The 18,213-nt window shown below is 62.2% G+C and carries 16 protein-coding genes, 1 tRNA gene and 1 pseudogene; 10 read left to right on the top strand and 8 right to left on the bottom strand.

The window, feature by feature from the left end; translation table 11 throughout:
* Nucleotides 1–62: 62 nt before the first annotated feature.
* Nucleotides 63–476, top strand: coding sequence for an ester cyclase (locus tag DQG15_RS14530; protein WP_116086432.1), 414 nt, complete (start codon nucleotides 63–65; stop codon nucleotides 474–476).
* A gap of 229 nt (nucleotides 477–705) precedes the next feature.
* Here the strand turns inward: DQG15_RS14530 and DQG15_RS14525 are convergent, their stop codons facing one another.
* Entirely contained in the window at nucleotides 706–1,137 is a 432-nt protein-coding gene (locus tag DQG15_RS14525) for an Rrf2 family transcriptional regulator (RefSeq protein ID WP_116086430.1), read from the bottom strand.
* A gap of 176 nt (nucleotides 1,138–1,313) precedes the next feature.
* Between DQG15_RS14525 and DQG15_RS14520 the strand changes: the two genes are divergently transcribed.
* From DQG15_RS14520 to DQG15_RS14505, 4 genes are all read left to right on the top strand, one after another.
* Nucleotides 1,314–2,300 (top strand): alpha/beta fold hydrolase, encoded by a 987-nt coding sequence (locus DQG15_RS14520; protein WP_116086428.1) that lies wholly within the window; start codon nucleotides 1,314–1,316, stop codon nucleotides 2,298–2,300.
* Between the two features lie 378 nt (nucleotides 2,301–2,678).
* Nucleotides 2,679–2,861 (top strand): hypothetical protein, encoded by a 183-nt coding sequence (locus DQG15_RS18655; protein WP_116086426.1) that lies wholly within the window; start codon nucleotides 2,679–2,681, stop codon nucleotides 2,859–2,861.
* A gap of 461 nt (nucleotides 2,862–3,322) precedes the next feature.
* The gene (locus DQG15_RS14510; protein ID WP_157969013.1) at nucleotides 3,323–4,084 is read left to right on the top strand and encodes a nucleotidyltransferase domain-containing protein; all 762 of its coding nucleotides are present in this window, start codon (nucleotides 3,323–3,325) and stop codon (nucleotides 4,082–4,084) included.
* Entirely contained in the window at nucleotides 4,081–4,794 is a 714-nt protein-coding gene (locus DQG15_RS14505; RefSeq protein ID WP_116086422.1) for a DUF6602 domain-containing protein, read from the top strand. Before DQG15_RS14510 ends, DQG15_RS14505 begins: the two co-directional genes overlap by 4 nt.
* Nucleotides 4,795–5,026: 232 nt before the next feature.
* Here the strand turns inward: DQG15_RS14505 and DQG15_RS14500 are convergent, their stop codons facing one another.
* The 3 genes and pseudogenes from DQG15_RS14500 to DQG15_RS14495 form a co-directional block, all read right to left on the bottom strand.
* Entirely contained in the window at nucleotides 5,027–6,076 is a 1,050-nt protein-coding gene (locus DQG15_RS14500; RefSeq protein ID WP_157969012.1) for a DUF262 domain-containing protein, read from the bottom strand.
* Nucleotides 6,077–6,117: 41 nt separating this feature from the next.
* Nucleotides 6,118–6,654, bottom strand: coding sequence for a hypothetical protein (locus tag DQG15_RS18260; RefSeq protein ID WP_157969011.1), 537 nt, complete (start codon nucleotides 6,652–6,654; stop codon nucleotides 6,118–6,120).
* Between the two features lie 415 nt (nucleotides 6,655–7,069).
* Nucleotides 7,070–7,941 (bottom strand): annotated as a pseudogene (locus DQG15_RS14495) (transposase); the annotation flags it as partial.
* A gap of 225 nt (nucleotides 7,942–8,166) precedes the next feature.
* Between DQG15_RS14495 and DQG15_RS18255 the strand changes: the two are divergent.
* The gene (locus DQG15_RS18255) at nucleotides 8,167–8,307 is read left to right on the top strand and encodes a hypothetical protein (RefSeq protein ID WP_157969010.1); all 141 of its coding nucleotides are present in this window, start codon (nucleotides 8,167–8,169) and stop codon (nucleotides 8,305–8,307) included.
* Nucleotides 8,308–8,401: 94 nt separating this feature from the next.
* On the opposite strand, the gene DQG15_RS14490 is transcribed toward DQG15_RS18255, so the two are convergent.
* The 3 genes from DQG15_RS14490 to DQG15_RS18650 all read right to left on the bottom strand — a co-directional run bounded on the left by DQG15_RS14490 (nucleotide 8,402) and on the right by DQG15_RS18650 (nucleotide 11,676).
* Nucleotides 8,402–9,109, bottom strand: coding sequence for a thermonuclease family protein (locus tag DQG15_RS14490; protein ID WP_116086418.1), 708 nt, complete (start codon nucleotides 9,107–9,109; stop codon nucleotides 8,402–8,404).
* A 168-nt stretch (nucleotides 9,110–9,277) separates the two neighbouring features.
* Nucleotides 9,278–10,873, bottom strand: a complete 1,596-nt coding sequence (locus tag DQG15_RS14485) for a plasmid recombination protein (protein ID WP_255415148.1) — start codon at nucleotides 10,871–10,873, stop codon at nucleotides 9,278–9,280.
* Between the two features lie 650 nt (nucleotides 10,874–11,523).
* Nucleotides 11,524–11,676 carry a hypothetical protein gene (locus DQG15_RS18650; RefSeq protein ID WP_232830869.1) on the bottom strand — a complete coding sequence of 51 codons (153 nt, stop codon included), beginning with the start codon at nucleotides 11,674–11,676 and terminating at the stop codon, nucleotides 11,524–11,526.
* A gap of 140 nt (nucleotides 11,677–11,816) precedes the next feature.
* On the opposite strand from DQG15_RS18650, the gene DQG15_RS14480 reads away from it, so the two are divergent.
* The 4 genes from DQG15_RS14480 to DQG15_RS14465 all read left to right on the top strand — a co-directional run bounded on the left by DQG15_RS14480 (nucleotide 11,817) and on the right by DQG15_RS14465 (nucleotide 18,171).
* Entirely contained in the window at nucleotides 11,817–12,356 is a 540-nt protein-coding gene (locus tag DQG15_RS14480) for a hypothetical protein (protein ID WP_116086414.1), read from the top strand.
* Nucleotides 12,357–12,498: 142 nt separating this feature from the next.
* Nucleotides 12,499–13,449 (top strand): GIY-YIG nuclease family protein, encoded by a 951-nt coding sequence (locus DQG15_RS14475; RefSeq protein ID WP_232830868.1) that lies wholly within the window; start codon nucleotides 12,499–12,501, stop codon nucleotides 13,447–13,449.
* Between the two features lie 88 nt (nucleotides 13,450–13,537).
* A complete protein-coding gene (locus DQG15_RS14470) occupies nucleotides 13,538–15,709 on the top strand; it encodes an AAA family ATPase (protein WP_198665162.1) in 2,172 nt (723 codons plus the stop codon).
* Between the two features lie 767 nt (nucleotides 15,710–16,476).
* A complete protein-coding gene (locus DQG15_RS14465) occupies nucleotides 16,477–18,171 on the top strand; it encodes a recombinase family protein (protein WP_116087220.1) in 1,695 nt (564 codons plus the stop codon).
* Here the strand turns inward: DQG15_RS14465 and DQG15_RS14460 are convergent.
* Nucleotides 18,128–18,204 (bottom strand) — tRNA-Met (locus tag DQG15_RS14460). The genes DQG15_RS14465 and DQG15_RS14460 overlap by 44 nt on opposite strands.
* Nucleotides 18,205–18,213: the final 9 nt, after the last annotated feature.

Raw genomic sequence — 18,213 nt, 5'->3', positions numbered from 1 at the left:
TGCCATTGCTGCGCAATCTTTGCTACTCGAGATAGAATAAGCAGGTATAACGAGGTGAGCCGATGCAGCGGGAGGAAATTATAGATGCCTACCGGGAATACATTGACTGCTTGAACGCCCAAGACTGGAGCAACCTCCAGCACCATGTTGCGGACAACGTTGAATATAACGGGAGGACCATTGGGTTTGACGGCTACCGCGACATGCTAGTCGAGGATTTCCGAGCCATCCCCGATCTTTCGTTCAATATTGCCTTTCTTGTCTGCGACCCGCCCATGATCGCAAGCAGGCTTTCATTCGACTGCACACCGATGGGCCAGCTCTTCGGCCTGCCTGTGAACAAAAAACGTGTCCGCTTCGCCGAGAACGTATTCTATGAATTTCGTAATGGCAGGATACGGACCGTCTGGTCTGTTATCGACAAGGCAAGCGTCGCGGCCCAAATCTCAAATCATGCTGGGCAGTATGGGCTCTAAGCGATCATGCGGCACCGCGGCGGGATTCCTACCGCTTAGGTGTGCCCGTCGTCGCTCGCGGCCCGTAGCTGGCAATCGACAGGTCCGGCTGCTCAGGGCGCTCCCGGCCCATTGCCGACCTTGGGACTTGGTTACCATGCCGCGACGCAGCTTCAACGAAGCGGTCGTTCGTGCGTCGCTCAGCATTTTCCGACAGCCAACGTCCGCTGAGCGGACAAAGCGGTCATCGTCAGGAGGCCGTCTTTGCGGCGTGGGCGATGTCCGCGAGAGTTATTGCCGCATAGCGGGTCAACATCATGTCAGTCACGGCATCATCGACGTCGGCCAATGCGACGTTAACCGCTGCCTCGACGGGGCAACCTGGATGATCCTGGGACGTGCCGCCGGCATTTATCCCCGGACGGTCCAAGGCATCGAAGATGTCTCTCAGGGTCATGGCGTCGAGCGATTTGACAACCCGCCAGCCTCCACCAGGCCCTTTTGACGTTTCGACAAATCCACCATCGCGCAAACCTGCCAGCATCCGACGCACCACGACAGGGTTCGTCGTAAGCATCTTAGCGATTTCGGTCGAGGACATGACCCTGTCGCGCAGAGCCATGTGGATCATGACGTGCAGCACACGTGAGAAACGGCCATCGCGATTCACATCTTGCCTCATATCGTAACAGACGGGGTTACATCCTCTCCGCAACCCTCTATAGATAACCATACATGTTACACTATAGGAGCGCCACCATGAACCGTCGAAACGCCCTCATGCAGTTGGCAACGTTCCCACTCGTCACACTGGGTTTGCCCGTAGGTGCAGCCAGCCATTCAAAAGGAATAGATGATATGACCGACATGCCTTATCGCGACGTCGAAGCTAATGGATTACGGATGCGGATCGCAGATCAGGGGACTGGTCCCATGGTGTTGCTCTGCCATGGATTTCCAGAATCAGCTTATGCTTGGAGGCATCAGATCGATGCGCTGTCGGCCAAAGGGTATCGCGTGGTCGCACCCGATCTGCGGGGCTTCGGCGGGACCGACGCACCAGAGCCCGTGGAGGCCTACGCACTCCAGACGCTCGTCGGCGACATGGTGGCGTTGCTTGACGTGCTGGGTGAGGAGTCGGCTGTCATTGTGGGCAACGACTGGGGCGCCACACTGGCTTGGCAGGCCGCTTTTCTGCGGCCTGACCGGTTCACGGCCGTCGCTGCGATCGGCGTGCCGATGATGTCACAGCCGCCGGTGCCGCCGACGCAGATTTTTCCGGCAACGGACGAAGCCCTCTTCTACACACTCTATTTTCAGCAGCCGGGCATCGCAGAGGCTGAGTTTGAGCAGGACGAGCGCATAACACTTCTGAAGATTTTCTACGCGGCTTCCGGAGTAGCCGGTCCAAGGCAGGCAGGTGATGCAACGCCAAACCCATTTGCGATGGTGTCGCGCCAGGATGGTTTGCTTACACCCTTGCCGACGCCCAACCAGATGCCAAACTGGTTGACCCCGTCGGATCTGAACGCCTTCGTAGCCGACTACGCAAAAAGCGGTTTCAGAGGACCGCTGAACCTCTATCGCAATCTGGACCGCAACTGGCACCTTCAGAAGGCATTTGCTGGCCGAACCGTGGACGTGCCGGCGCTTTACATCGTTGGGACCCGCGACACGGGGCTGACAATACCCGGCATGAGAGACATCATTGCCGGACAGAGCGACCTTGTCCCGCAACTGCGCGAACCCGTCTTTCTTGACGGCGTCGGCCATTGGGCGCCACAGGAACAACCCGATGAGGTGAACAACGCACTACTGACCTTCCTCGCCGACGTCGCGCACTGATTGCGATCCGAAGGCAATACTCTCCATGTCGGCAATTTGAGGTCTTTCAAGTTTCCGACATGCGCCGTGGCGCAGAAGTCTGGCTATATGGGCTCGGAGCGGTCATGCGGTGACGCAACGGGTCGTGCGCCTGGCAGGCAGCGGCGGCCGTCGCTCCCGGCCCTTAGCTGCCGTTCGCCGGGCAGATCATCGCTGCGGCGCGGCTTTACCGAAGCGGTCGCTCGGGCGTCGCGCAGCATTCTCCGACAGCCAGGTTCCGCTGAGCGGACGAAGCGCCGAATTGAGGATGCTTGAACGGGCGTAGCTTACAAAACCGCTTCCGAATTCCCATATGTAGTTAATCAGCGCGACATTCTTCGCTATAAAAGGCATACCTCAATGACCATGTTTTCCATGAAGCCAAAGTTCAACCTTGCCGAATTCCTTGCGGTGCCCGCCCCCGTGGGCGCGGCCAGATCCCGTGGCGCCCGACGCCGCGGACCGCAGTTCCAGCGCGATGCGGCATCGGAAGATACTACCGTGCCCAAGCCGGATGAAGATCCGAGCTCGACAGAGAAATGAACCGGGCCCGATCTGCCGGCAACTGTATTCAGGCCGGAGCCGCATGACGGCAGTCGCTCCGAATGCGACCATTGCAGCGAGCCTACGATCAGCCTGCGTGCGATCGCTGTGATCGCAGTTGCCGTCACCTGCTCGGTCTCCCTCCGTCGCACCCGGCCCAAACCCGCCGTTCGCAGCCCCAGGATGTGACGCAGTGCGCTGCTTGATGCGCGGGTGTGGGACCTCAGCCGGAAGCGCAGCGGTCGGCCCACATCTGCCGTTCATCACTTCTCTGAATGCCGCAGCGTGGCACGCCGAACCGGCCGTTAGCTGCGGTTGCGAGATCGCGGTAACACCGAACTCACACCTTGCGGACGATTCCGGACATTCGACGTTGCTAGGAACCGTTCATGCGGCAAGGTCGGAGGACCCTAAGCCGCATCGGACGCGACAAACGAATATTAGTCTTGTACTCTGCCACGATGGTGGGAATCGATGAGCATATTCGGATGGTGCTGGCGCGGTACCACATGGACACGGGCCTCTATTCGCCTGTGCGCGGCGTCCAAGGCACAATCGACCCGGTACTCCGCCGCTGGGGCAACCAGTATATCGTTGATATTCGCCCGAGCGGTTCCTTTGCCAAAGGCACGGCGGTGCATGGCGGCACTGACATTGACATTTTCATTTCCCTGACGTCGTCTCTCAGAGAACCGCTCCAGTCGATCTACGACACGCTTTTCAACGCTTTGTCGCAAGCGGGCTACGCGCCGCGGCGTCAAAATGTCTCGATCGGCATCAGAGTTGGCGGTTGGAAGGTCGACGTGACCCCGGGGCGCAGGCAGGATCAATACGGGAACTATCATAGCCTGTGGAGCAACAAGACCAGCAGTTGGCTCCAGACGAACATCAACGAACATATTCGTGTCGTCTCCGGGTCTGGACGGATCAACGAGATCCGCTTGCTCAAGATCTGGCGTAATCGCCTAGGGCTGAACTGGCCGTCCTTCTACCTCGAGCTCTTCGTGATCGATGCCTTGACCGGCGCGCGAGGCGGCGCCGTACAGGCCAACGTCGTCACCGTCTTTCGCGCTATCGATCAGTCAATCGAGACACGCAGGCTCATCGATCCCTCGAATACAAACAATGCCGTATCGGCGACCTTAACGACCGACGAGAAAGCCGCCCTCGCAGTGGCCGCGCGTTCGGCGCTAAACAGCTATTGGAAGACCGTGTTTCAATGACGTCAGACTGGTCTCTCGCCGTCCTCTTTGCCGATTTTCACGACAAGATCGAACGTGAACTCGCGACCGCCCGAAAACTCGGGCACCCAACGGAAAAGGGAGATGCGAGCGAACAGGTTTGGAACGACGTACTCAACCGCTATCTGCCGCGCCGATACGAAAGCCGAAAAGGCTTCGTCGTCGATAGCAAAGGCGTCTTTAGCCAGCAGATCGACATCATCATTCACGACCGCCAATATTCGCCGTTCGTGTTCAGTTTTAAAGGGACCGACGTCGTCCCGGCGGAGAGCGTCTATGCTGTGTTCGAAGCCAAGCAGGAACTGACCGCCGACCATATCCGCTACGCGCGTGACAAAGCGGCATCTGTGCGCCGCCTTCATCGCACCAGCCTATCCGCGGAGACGATCGAAGGACCTTCGCGGCCCAAGCCGCTCCATCATATCCTAGCAGGCATCCTTACGCTCGGCGCAGGGTGGACACCGCCGCTCGGCCACACCCTGATTGGCCATCTCCGGCAGGACATGGCGGAAGGCCTGATCGATCTTGGCTGCGTCGCGAATGCCGGCTGGTTTACGCGCCGGGACGACGATTTCGAGGTGAACCAGATCGACAAGGCTGCAACGCGTTTCCTACTGGAGCTGATCGCGCAGCTCCAGGCGATCGGAACTGCGCCTATGCTCGATGTTCGCGCCTATTCAGAGATGATCTGAACGCGGCTTGGTCTACGAACCATCGCTGCGATCAGTTTGGGCTCCAAGCGGACTTGCGGCGTCGCAGCCAGCCGGCCACGTAGCGGACAGCAGCGACCATAGCTTCCGGCCCGAAGTTGCCGTTGGTAGCAGGTGCAGCGGATGCCCGCTTCAACCCTTCAATACTTCGCAGTCGATCGCGCCTTATCGCTTAGTATGTTTATCAGGGGAGCATTCGGTATAACCTAAGTTCCTATTGAAGCCTACGTTCATCGGTAGAAACGCCGAGAACCTCTGCTAGCTTCTCATGCCGGGTAATTCGTTGCTTTCTGTTATTGACCCCCTCACGAGCTGCCAGCGCATAGTCGTCTGGAAGATTGTCAGCAAGGTCCATGAGAGCAGATTTTACGGTATCAACCCCTTTTCGGCGAAGTGCGTCACTGTGCCAGAAACAGATCACCATGAGGCTAAATGCATTTGACTTTGAATACCAAACCGAATCGCTCGGCAGATCGATTTTTAGAAAGGTTTCGGCAGCCATTTCCAGGCCAGAAAGTATTTCGTCCCTGAAAGGAAAACGATCCTGGGTATCTTCTAAGAACTCTCGGGTCTTATCGTTCCGAGGGAAAAATCCGGAATAGACAGTCGATATAATATTAAGAGTGAACATCAAATGCACAACTCGCGCTATTTCGAACTCCGTAAAGATCTTGGTCTTCAGTAGCCAGCGCTGGAAGTTTGTCATGTCAAAACTTGATGCCCACGGCAGAAAATCCTCTGGCATAAGTGGGTGTAAATCGACTAACTCTTCTTCTTCCTGATCGCTATCTTCAATAGAACGTAAGAGCCCGCAGGCAAATTTAGCAATGAGCATCAAATCGACTGTAGCGTACTCTGTTGACATCTTTTCAATTGACGATAGCGCGTAAAATGTTCTATTAAGTCTCTTAAATATATCAATTATTTGCGGGTCACTGGCCTTCAGCTCCAAGTCGATAACCGGCACCTGGTAGCGCAGGAACTCTTCCTTGTTTTCAAGCTGATTGAAGGTTTTGCCGTTTACTTCTAAATCGCCAGAAACGAACTCTTTGATCGCATTCACTCGCTGCTGTCCATCTACGATTACGGAGCGACTGGTCAGTGTCTCCACATCGATATCGCCCTGGGCGATGAATATTTGAGGGAATGGAAGACCAAGAAGAATTGTGTCTATAAAGTCCTTTTTATGGACATCCCTCCAAACCAAGTTTCGTTGGAAGTACGGGCTCAATATAAGCTTACCCGCCCGGAGGTCATCTACCACAGCTACAAGGTCTCGCGATCGAACATGGTATCTCAGCATATCTATTCCCTAAACTTTTTAGCGGCGCCAGCTTGCTTCACAGCAAATGAGCTTGTTGAATCGTAGATAGAGAAAGTAATTTTCTCAAAGTGATCAAGAAAATCCCGTGATATTCTCTCTGAAGCCGCCATCATCAATCGGCGAGTTAAAGTATTGGGTAGCTGGTCAATTCGAATTATTCCTTTCCGAAAGGCATAGTCTTGAAACTCCTCAAAAGAGGAGAGTCTTTTCGATGCTTTAGGAAAAGAGGTTTGATCCGAGAAATTCTTTGTGAGGTCTCGGGTCTCGGCCATTGCGCGGCAGTAGATCAGGGGGCTAATGACTGCAACGTCCAGGTCGGACACTCCCGGTTCAAATGGTGATCCGTCTCGAAATCGACGCCCCCAATATGCGCTACCACAGATTCGAATTTCTGTAACGTCAACGGCAAGCTCTGTGGAGATAGAGTGCTTGATAGTCATGTAGAGGTCGAGCTTGTCGGAGAAATATGCGGCGCCATCGAGAAGAAACTCGTGCTTAGCTAGCGTTATTGGGTTCATGCGATCTCCAACTTTGCACCTCAATATCAGCGTAGTGCTTGGTTGTCAGCATCTTGTGACGTCCGCGCTTCTCTCCATACGCTTCGATGCTGTTAACAGAGTAGCTCAGTCTGTAATATGATCGGATGCGTCTCGGCTCTCGGAACGAAAGCGGTCTTTCGTTTGAGATGCGGCGAACGGCAGCTCTCCACCCATCCGCGACCTTCGGGCCAGGCGCAGCGAATGGTGGCTCTCCGCCCTTCGTGTCGTCCATGAAGCTATCGGCCGGGTTCCTCGCTGAATGTCCGCTTCCTGAGGGCGGCCGGGACACCTTGGCGTCCGCAGCGAAGGTCGGCTGACCGCCGGTTCTGTGGAAAAACACCCGTTCGCGAGCGCAGAATCTTGGTCTTTCGCGTCGGCGCAAGCGCTCTTCCTGTCAGGCGTTTCTCGTTTGCTGCGGTGCGGGAGGGATCTTCGCCAGTTTTCGGAGGTTCTGGGCGGTGGCGGCGAGGAGGAATTCGTCGTTGGCGCCGCTCGGGCCACGTAATCGGAGCCTTCCAAGGCCAAGGATGCGCTTGAGGTGGGCGAAGAGCATCTCGACCTTCTTCCTCAGCCTCATCGAAATCACGTACTGGTCGGTCTTGGAGATGTCGCGGGCGACTTGGCGGGCGTCCTCATGCTCCTCGCGGGTGATCTTGCGGACGTCCGCGTTCGGGCAGCACTTCGCCTTCGATGGGCAGGCCTGACAGACCTCTTTCAACGCCCGATAGCGGGCCGTCCCTTTATAGGTCGACCCCGGTTCGGGTCGGAATAGTTCCGGCGGAACTGCTTCAGCTCGTGACCCGCGGGGCAGATGTACTGGTCGTTCTCGGCATCCCATTCGAAGTCTGCCGCACGGGTCTAGGTCCCGTCGCTGCGTCCCGATTTGTCGAACACCGGGATGTGCGGTGCGATCTTGCGCTCGACCAGCCAGCGCAGCATCGGGCCGGTGCCGTAGGCGGTGTCCGCGATCAGACGCTCGGGTTGCAGAGCGAACCTGTCCTTGAAGCGGTCCAGCATGGTCTTGGTCGAGCCGACCTCGGCCTGCCGGATCGAGCGTGTTGCCTTGACATCGACGATGACCCCGTGATCCGTGTCGATCAGGTAGTTGTCGGAATAACTAAAGAACGCCGGACCCTTGGGAGCTGCCGTCCACTGGCTGGCCGGGTCGGAATGCGAGGTGAACTTGGGCTGGACCTCGCTGGCGGCGCCGAACGCGGCCTCATCCAGAGTGTCGAGATACTCGCGGACCGCGCGGGGCGCATCGGCTGACTCGATCTTCGAGCTTGCTTCGGCTTGGAAGAATGCTCCGATGAACGCACTGAATGATCGGTCTTGCCAATGGCAATGCGATTTCGCGAGAGTTGCCGTTCATCTGCGTCTCGGCATCGGTAATCAGGACTCGAACCCGACCTTCGCCGCGCGCTGCGTGCAGGGCAGCTTCGGCTTCGCGCGTTAATCTTCTTTTAGCTCTAGCCGGTGAAGATCCGCCCTATGCGCGTTAGAAAACTCGAAAGCTGCCGGGAGGAGGAGCGGATCGGCTGCCGGTGGGAATACGCTCTTGCCGAGACCGCCCAAGAGACGCTCGCCGTGGCGCGCGCCTTGAGCCGATTGTCGCTCGCCTGGGGTCCATGAGAAACACCCTGACATGCTCTGGCCAGGGCGGCCGGGCGAGGCGATCCAATGGGACTGCTGACGCGCCGCTCGCTTCATCGAATGGTTCGGTGACCTACCGCCCTCGCGCGGCGCGCCACCCGGCGGCTACCGCCTCCGCTTCGTCGCAGAACCAGCGTTCACCCCGCGCCAGGTCGATCTCGGTCCGCGCGTACCACGACGACCACGGCGTGTGGTATATCCGTTCTCCGCCCGACGCGATGTTGCCCTTGATCGGGCATCCGTCTGGCGCAGCGGCGACAGCTCGGCCCCAACGGTCGGCGCGAAACTCCCAGGCCGGCTCGGTTGGTGCCTGCCAGATACCGTGGCCGCTCTCGCGGGCCGGATCTTCGAGCGCGACGTAGTCGGAACTGTATTCACGGTACGCCCATGCAAGGCCGGCCCGGATGAGAGCTTCGGCTACGTCCGCGCCATCGACGGTGCAACGCGCCACGATGCGGCCATAGCGATCCCGATCCAGAGCAATGCACACGACCTGCCGGTTGCCGGCCATAGCGTCGAGAGCCGCGATCGCCTGGACGCCGCAGGGCCAGCGGCCACCTTCCGCGGCGCGGCAGGTCTGACCTGCCTCGGGAGCATCGATGCCGTGGATACGGATTGCCACCGGTCCGACCCGCAGGCCATCCCCATCGACGACCTCGGCTCGGCCGGACACGGTCGCCACAGCTCCCTCCCGCTCGAATGCAAACGGAAGAGACGGTGCGCCGCTGAGCGTGGCTGCAAGAAGGACGACGCGCCAGGGTATACGATCACTGATCCTCATGCCGTGTCCTTTCTCTTCCGCCCGACATATGCCAACCGCTTGCCTCCACGTAAATGACGGTTCGCCACGGGGGGACGGCCTAGTCGTGCATCACCGCGGCGCTCGGCGCGTGCTCCCGGCACGCGGAACGATCCACCCCCAGGCCTCGAACGCTTGCGGCCGAGGTCTTCACATGTCCCAATCACGCGTGATGTCGTTTGCCTCTTTCTCGACGTCCTTCGGCAGATCCGGACGGCGGAGGAGCCGGCGCACCCGTTCCATCATCGCCTCGACACGCGACGCCCGCTTGTCTGTCGCATCGATCTTTCGAACGAGCCGGAAGATGCTCGGCATCAACCTGTCCAGAAGGGACTTCGGCGCGGCCAACACTGGCGTCGGATCATCCAGGGTGATCTTCCCGTTGTCCTTGACCCGGATCCCTCCGGTCTCGACCGCCCCAAGGACATGATCGATGGCCACGAGGCTGGTATCGAGCTCGCACTTCTGCGTCCGTACCTCTTCAGCTTCTGTCTCCAATTCGAACCGGGCCGCCGCCGCCTCCTTCTCCCTCGTCGTCACGTCAGCCTCGCGGACCTTCAGTTTCATGGCCTCGAGACGTGCCGCCTCTGCTGCCTCGGTCTGGCGCTGCTCCCGGAGCGCCAGGTCGGCCTCGCTTGCCTCGATACGGCGCGCAGTCTCCGCCAGAGCAGCTTCGGCCGCCGCCGTATCCGCAGACCTTCTTGCGAGGTCGGCCTGCCCTGCCGCGATCTCCGCCTCTTTCTTTTCGAGGCGGGCCATGTAGGTCTTCCGCCGCTTGTCCCTTTTCTCCTCCTCGATGGCTTTCGCGTCGAGCTCGGCCAAGTGCCTTCGCGTCTTGTCGGCGGAGGCCCTCAGCACATCGAGTTCCGACTGCTGCGCCTTTTGGTCCGCCTTCATCCATGCCAGTTCGGCGATCCGGGTCTGTTGTTCCCCCCACATGAGGTTGAGATCCGCCTCGGCGTCCCCGCTCTCTGCGAGGAGTGTATCCAATGCGAGCCGCTCGGCCTCTCTCTGGCTTGAGAGCTCCGCGAGCGCCCGTTGCTCCTCGTCACGCTGGCGGCGAAGCACCTCAAGCTCTCTCGGCAGGTCCTGATGCAATTGGCGGACGCTACGATGGAGGGTATCAGGATGGTCCGCTCCCGCCTCGATGCGGTCCCACTTCCGGTGGCCCCGTTCGATTCCGGGCTCGTACTGTTGCATGATCTCGGCTGCCAGATCCTGGAGGCCTGACATCGTCCCACGCTTGGCGGCCTCGCTGAGAGCCAGACCTGCGGTCGTGTAACTCCTGAGCGTGAAGTGCGCATGGACCGCGGTTTCGTCCAGGTGGATCACCAGGGATTCAAGCGACGTGTCGAGCTGTGCCGCGATGGCCTTGGCGAGGTCCCGGAAGGCGTCATCCTGCTTGGACGATGAAAGGGATTCAAACATCTCCGCTGCCTTGCGACCGAACGTGATGATGCCGGAGGTGATCACGGCGGCATTCGACTTCATGGCCCGCTGCCGTCCCGCTTTCTTGCGCAGCTCGGCATTCTCCCTCTTGATCTGTGGGAGAGGCCGCATCGGCATCAGAATGCGATTGAGGTGGACGCGCTCTTTCTTGACATAGCTCGGAAGCTTGCCGATCCTGAAGTCGTGGCGCCGCGTGCCCTTGGCTTTCGACATTGTGCGCGATTCAAGTCGGACGGACACAGCACGGGGATTGGCGTCCGGGGAAAGCTGGGTTTGGGTGTCGGGTAGATCTTTCATACCCCGAGGATCCGCGCGATCGGCGAAAATCCGAAACACCATTTTCAGCAAGATCATCTGTTTGTCTGCCACGTCGGGTTCCGCATGGCAAAACCTACTAGGCATAACCCCCCGCTGCGCGCCTGATTATGCCTCTCCGGCGAAGGGGACCGCTGCGCGTCCCCTTTCGAAACCCCAGGCCGAAGGGGCGATGCCCCTCTCGACACCCCGCGCGCCGCCGGCGCTTTTCAGGACGCGACCGGGCATCGCTCGGCATCGTCGCCCGCTCGGGTCTCCGGGACCGGCACGCCCGGGATCCTCACCGCGTACCCCGTTGCAGTTTCGGGCTGGGCCCCGAACCTTCAACATGCCTGCTCGCGAGGGGGATACCCCCATCGATCCCCTCCTCGCCGACCGTGCCGGGTCTGCGCCCTCCCCTCGCCGTCCGCGGTCAGCAGCCTGCTGAACCCGGACTGTCCGGGATCTGAATGTCCGATATGGGTCAGTTGGCAGACAAGAACCGGAGGGGCTAGTGCGGCAGAACGGCTTGTCGGATCATCGACGCGCGGGGCCATAGAAAGTGGCGCCGATTACCCGCGGCTTTCTCCCGTCATCTCAAGCCACTGGACGAGGGCGCGTCGGATAACTTCCGGTTGCCACAACTGATCTACTCACTTTGACAGATAGCCGGCTTCCTTGAGGTGCGCATTGAGGAGGCGCTCCACGTACGAAGCAACTGAGCGACCATCCTCTTCAGCGGCCTTCTCTACCGCGAGCTTGGTTGCTTCAGTTACACGTACCGATATAGCAGAAGTTTTTGCCATGTGTTCACTTGTGTGCAGTTGACATTCATCGTCAGTGTGTGCATATTAAATCCAGTTGCACACATGCGCAACGGGCTGAGGGGAAGGTAGGATCTCCCCGCCCAGCCCTAACCACGCCAATCTCGGATAAGGAGATCACCATGGCTACCTTCCCGCGTATCACGCCGCCGAGCGTGACTGAACCGTTTGCGCACTTCTGGCACACCCCGATCTCGTCCGGGTTCTCCCGGCTGATCCCGGTGCTCGCCGGATACATCGAATGCGAACGCGACCTTGAGCATGCGGATTGTTTCGATCCGGCGTTCGTCGACTGGACGAGGGAGGCCGAGCGCGCCCGGGCCAAGGCACTCGACCTCGCGGGGCGCATCGGGTCGGCGCCGATTGCCCGGCGCGAGGACCTGCCTCTCAAGCGGTCGGGAATGCTGGTCCACGCCCTGATCGAGAGCCCCAGCGAAGACGCGTTCACCTCCCTGCACGCCCTGCTCGGTACCCATGCGGAGCTCTTCGCCTGCGTCGAGACCGGCGTGGTCGCGGACCGGGTGCGGCAGATGCTAGAGACCTGCCACGCCCAGATCGCGGCGCTCGCGGAGCTCGGCGAGTTCGACGATCCCGCCTCAGCGTGGGATGACGATGCCACGCACCGCGAGCCCGCCACGATGACGCTCGCGCCGGCTCTCTAGCGAGACCTCCCCGCCAGACCGACATCCGCCCGCGCGCGTCGCGCCGGGCGCCTCCCCCCGTGTCCGCACGTCAATTCCGCGTGCCGTCCTCCGCGCCCGTCCAGGCCGCGGGACGGCCACGCCTTGATCCCGGAGTCTCGTCATGACCCAGCCCCACACTAACACCCTCCCGTCGTCCATGCCGCTTGACGCGGCGATGCCGATCCCCGCGCATTGGCATGCCAAAGCTCAGGCCAACGGCTTCCACATCACGAGGCGTTGCAAGGACCGCGCCCGGGTAGTCCTGCAGTGCCAGACCTGTGGGCAGGAACATGATAAGCGCCACAGCGTCGTGGTCGGCAGCACCCCACTCTGCCCGCACTGCGTCACGGCCCGCTGGGAGGCGGATGCCGCGGCGGCCGGCCTCAGCTGGCTGGGCCGCGATCCGCAGGATCCCAGGCGCGGCCGCTATCGCGCCCCCTGCGGCCATGAGGTGAGCCGCCAGTTCGGGCTGATCAAGCGGATCGCAGCCGGCATCTGCGCGCTGCGCTGTGAGACATGCCAGCGCGCCAAGGAAGAGGCCGAGGCGACGGCCGCCGGGTGGACGCTGCTCGGTCCTGCACATGAGCACGGCGTGACCTACCGCCGCTACCGCCACGACTGCGGGCACGAGCAGGAGATCGCGCCCGTGAACATGCGCACAGAACGCGTCACCTGCGCTGGCTGCGGCGTTTGCTGGTCGGCGAGCCCGAGCTTCATCTACTGCATGCGCTTCGAGCTTCCCGGACTGCCGCCGCTGGTGAAGCTCGGGTTTTCCCGGAATCCTGAGAGCCGGATGAACTGGCAGCTCCTGCGGACCCCCGACCTGTCCGAGCAAGCCCAGCCTTCCGGGCAGATCCTTCGCAGCATCCAGATCCGGACCGGCCACCTCGCATTGTACCTTGAGAAGAGGATGCATGCCGCGCTCAGACGCAGCCATCCGGGCAGCGTCGTTCCAGCCGAACACTATGGCCCTTGGCTGAAGGTGAAATCGGAGATCTACATCGCCGATCTGGAGCCCGTGATCCTGGACATGCTGGAGCGGCTCGACACCGGCACCCCTGCCCCGGACTGATCGCGCCCCATCCGTCCCTCCCCCCTTTTTTCCGAAGAAATAACCGGCGTTAGCCGTCCCCTTTTCTTGTGTCATGGAGCACCGCGACATGCCGAAGACCACACAGAGCCCCGTCTGGGCGCCCCTTGCGCGCCTCCTGATGCGCCGTCTCCGCCAGGCGGAGGCCGACAGCACCTTCGATCTCGACATCACCGAGGATGGCGAGGGGATCGGTCCGGCCGAGCCGCGCCCCGGCCCGAGCGTGGTCGAGCTGCTCGACGAGCTCGAGATCAGCCAGCGCCAGGACTCGCGCGATCTCGAGGCGATGCGCGCGGCAGGCGTCGACGGCTGGACGCTTGATGAGACCGGCGCCGACATGCCCGCACGGTTCATCGAACCGGGCAAGATCCTGACCGCGTTGCGGCTCGCGGCCACCTTCAGGACGGAGGCGACCTTTCTCGAGACCCTCCGCCGCGGCAGTGTCACGGTGATCGAGGGCATCCCGCCCGAGCAGCTTAGCGGCGCCGCGACATCGATCGGGCGCCTGCTCCTGCCCAAGGGCTGGGCCGCGCAGTCGCGCGCTCCGCGCGCGGCGAAGGGCGGCATCCTGCAGCTGCTCCGCCCGGCCGACGGGACGCATGGCAGGGTCTCCGAGACCGCCGTGAGCCGGCTCGAGACCGAGATCCTCGCCGCATTGGCGCATCCGCAGCCTCTGATGATCCTGCTGCCGACGGGGGCGCGGCTGCCGGCGCAACTGGCCCGGGTGCTACCGCCCGCGATCCGCTTCGCGGAGATCGATCGTGAGATCCTGCTCGCGCTCTTGGGGCAGACTCACTCCTCGACCGGCAAGATCGATCGCGCCCATGTCCGCCCGCTCTTGCCGAGCGACGCGGAGCTGGCGGATCTCGACACGCTCGGCCTCCTCGCCGCACTGCGAGCCCCGGACGCTGCCGCGGCGGCCCGCGCCCTGACGGAGATCCTCGCGCCTGCGGGCGCGGAGCCTGGCGTCATGACGCTGGAGCAGATCGGCGGCGACGGCCCGGCGCACCGCGCTGCGGCGGCTCTCGTTGCAGACCTTTCAGCCTGGCGGCGCGGCGACGCGGAGTGGCGCGAACTCTCTCACTCGCTTCTGCTTTCGGGCCCGCCGGGCACCGGCAAGTCCGTGCTCGCGCGCGGCATCGCCGCCTCTGCCGGCGTGCCCCTGATCGAGACCTCCTTCGGGACTTGGCAGACCTTCGGCCACCTTGGCGACATGCTTCGCGAGATGCGCCGCAGTTTCAATGACGCCCTGCGCAAAAAGCCTAGCGTGCTCTTCATCGACGAGATCGACGCTGCGGGATCCCGGGACAGCGCGGACCGGCACGGCTCGAGCTATCGCGCCCAAGTCATCAATCAGTTCCTGGGCGAGATCGATCAGCTGCAGCGCGCGGGAGGCGTTCTCCTAATCGGCGCAAGCAACCACCCAGAGGATCTGGATCCGGCGATCCTCAGGGCGGGCCGGTTTGACCTGCACTGCAGCCTCGACCGGCCGAGCCTGGCGCAGATCCAGCACATGCTGGCCCGGGCGATGCCAGACGCCAGCGGCGATCAGTTGGCGGAGCTCACGAGGCACTTCGCGGGCGACACCCCGGCCACCATCGACGCCGCCCTCCGTGCCGGGCGATCGGCGGCCCGGCGGGAGGGCCAGGCCTGCGATCCCGACCGGCTGCTCTCGGAGCGCTCCGAACAGAGGCCCGCCTACGACCGCCGCGCGGCGATCCACGAAAGCGGCCATGCGGTCGTGGCCACCCTGTTGGGGGCCGGTCCGGTCCGCCGCATGCAACTTTCCTCCGGGGGCGGCGCCACCTCGCGCGGCACCGCGATCACCGAAGGCACCGCGCCCGAGTTCGAGGCCGAGTTGACGATCGTCCTCGCAGGGCGTGCCGCCGAACGCCTGCTTCTGGGCGGCATCAGCGCCGGAGCCGGCGGCGGAGAGAGCAGCGATCTCGCGACCGCGTCGGCGCTCCAGTTGCAGTTCGACCGGGAATTCGGGCTTGGCATCAATGGCAACGCCTGGCTCGGCCCGGCGGCCATGCAGCGCCTCGGCCCGGACGATGCCACGCGCCTCCGCGTCCGGCTGGACCGGTTCGAACGCCGCGCCCGCGCGCTCCTCGAGCCCCACCGGGATCTGCTCGAACGCCTCGCCGCCCACCTCGTCGACCGCCGCGAGCTGACCGAAGCCGACCTCCACCCCTGGCTCGCGGGCCTCCCCGTGGACAACACCGCGAAGACCACCGCGTGAGGCGGAGGCGCATCAGCGCAATAGAACGCAAGGTGGGCGCGCCCCAGCACCGGCGCGCCTGCCCTTATCGTGCTGCGATCACACCACTCGTCACAGCGCATTGCCATAAAGGAAATCGCGAAATCGCGGCGATGGCGCGGCGCGCGACCGCGGTTTGCACAAATCGTATTCGCAAATCCGGAGCCGCATCGCCGTCATTGCCCGGCAATGACGGCGGCGCCGCGGCCCGGTGGCACAAAAGCAAATCGCAAACTTCGGGCGAACGTCGCCCGATCCCGGATCGAAGCCGGCAAACTCCGGAGAATTCCCTCCTGGTAATGTTTTGCCCGGGGGAGCGTCACGGATGTTCGCCGGCCCGGCTCCGCCAACGCGCTGCCGCCGCACATCTCGGCCTCGAGTTTTCCACAGAAACCCGACCGATCTCCCCTGAGCTCCCTCTCTTGTCCGGCGACCCTGCCCGATCTCCCAGAGTATGATGATGACAACAGCCACCGGGGCAGGTCCCGGACAGATCAACACCATCATGAACCACCCGCTGCATCCAGCTGCGGGGGATCGGGAAAACTCGGCCAATGGCACGGGACCGGACAAGACATGCAGAGCCAGAGGAGACGCCGCCCGCGGCGCCGTCCCTGGACCGTGCGTCTCGTCCCGGCGTTTGCGAACCGCCGGAGCCGTTTCATCCAGCGCTGCGCCATCTCGTCCGTTTGCTCGCACAGCAGGCCGTGCTCGAGGAGATCGCAGCTTCCGATCCGAAAGAGTGATCCATGATACCCGATGCGCCTCTCCGCGCCGCCATCTACGCGCGCTACTCGAGCGACCTGCAATCGACCGCGTCGATCACCGACCAGGTCCGTGTGTGCCAGGCGCTCTGCGTCGATCGTGGCTGGCTGGTGGTGGAGGTCTTCACCGATGAGGCCATGAGTGGGGCCTCGCACCTGAGGCCAGGCTTCCAGGCGATGCAGCAAGCCGCGATGAACGGCCGGTTCGACATCATCATCGCCGAGGCGCTCGACCGGTTGTCCCGCGACCAAGAGCATATCGCGGCGTTGCACAAGCGCATGAGCTTTCTCGATGTCTCGCTCGTGACCAAAGCCGAGGGCGAGATCAACGAGATGCATATCGGCCTCGGCGGCACGATGTCGGCCCTCTTCCTGAAGAACCTCGCCCTCAAGACACATCGCGGGCTCGAAGGTAGGGTGCGCGGCGGCAAATCGGCCGGTGGGCGGAGCTATGGCTACCGACCGGTGCGCGAGCTCCAGCCGGACGGCGGGATCAAGACCGGCGATCTGGAGATCGTACCCGAGGAGGCGGCAATCGTCGCCCGGATCTTCGAGGATTACGCCAATGGCCTGAGCGCGCGCGCCATCGCGGCCACCTTGAATGCCGAAGGCATCACCAGTCCGGGCGCCGGAAGCGGCCGATGGAGCTTCTCCACCATCTCCGGCAATCACAGGCGCGGCACCGGCATTCTGAACAACGAGCTTTACGTCGGTCGCCGGGTCTGGAACCGCCAGCGCTTCATCAAGGACCCCGACACCGGCAAACGCCAGGCGCGCCCCAACCCTCCGGAGATGTGGATCACCGAGGACATTGCGAAGCTGCGCCTCGTGGACGACGCGCTCTGGCACCGGGTCAAAGCACGACAGGGCGCCCTGCGGGACGAGATGAACCCGGCCGGCGTCAAGAATGCTGCCCTGAGACCGGAGCGGGCACGCCGCCCGACCTACCTGCTCTCAGGACTGATCAAATGCGGATGCTGCGGGGCAACCTACACGCTTATCAACAAGACCCGGTATGGGTGCTCGGCGGTACGCAACAAGGGAACCGCCATCTGCACCAACCGAACCACCATCCGCCGCGGCGCCGTCGAAGAGCGGGTCCTGTCCGGTCTTCGGGAACGCCTGCTCCACCCTGCATTACTCGACACCTTCGCCCAGGAATACCGCACGGCTTGGAACGCGGCACAAGCCGACACGCAGGCCGCGCGCGCAAAGGCCGAGCAGGAGCTCGCCCAGGTTGAGAAGAAGATCGCCGGTCTCCTCTCGGCCATCGAGGACGGCATGTATCACCCCTCGATGAAGGAGAAGATGGCGGGGCTCGAAGATCGCAAGCGGAGCCTCGCAACCCAGGTTGCGGAGGCCCCAGAGCCGCCCGTTCTGCGGATGCACCCAAGCCTAGGCGATCTCTACCGCCAGAAGATCGACGATCTCGTCAATGCCCTGTCAGACCCAGCAGTTCGGGTCCAGGCCGCCGAGGCGATGCGCAGCTTGATCTCCGAGATCCGGATGGTCCCGGCCGCAGACGCACCCGATGGCCACCGGATCGAGCTCAGCGGCGATCTGGCGGGTATCCTGGCATTGGGAGAGGCAGAGACGACAAAGCCCCCGCGGATGGCGAGGGCATTGTCGGAAACGATGGTTGCGGGGGTAGGATTTGAACCTACGACCTTCAGGTTATGAGCCTGACGAGCTACCGGGCTGCTCCACCCCGCGGTGCTTTTT

This window comes from Tropicimonas sp. IMCC34011, assembly GCF_003390865.1.
Lineage (GTDB): Bacteria > Pseudomonadota > Alphaproteobacteria > Rhodobacterales > Rhodobacteraceae > Tropicimonas_B.
This window is presented reverse-complemented; position numbering and strand designations above follow the sequence as displayed.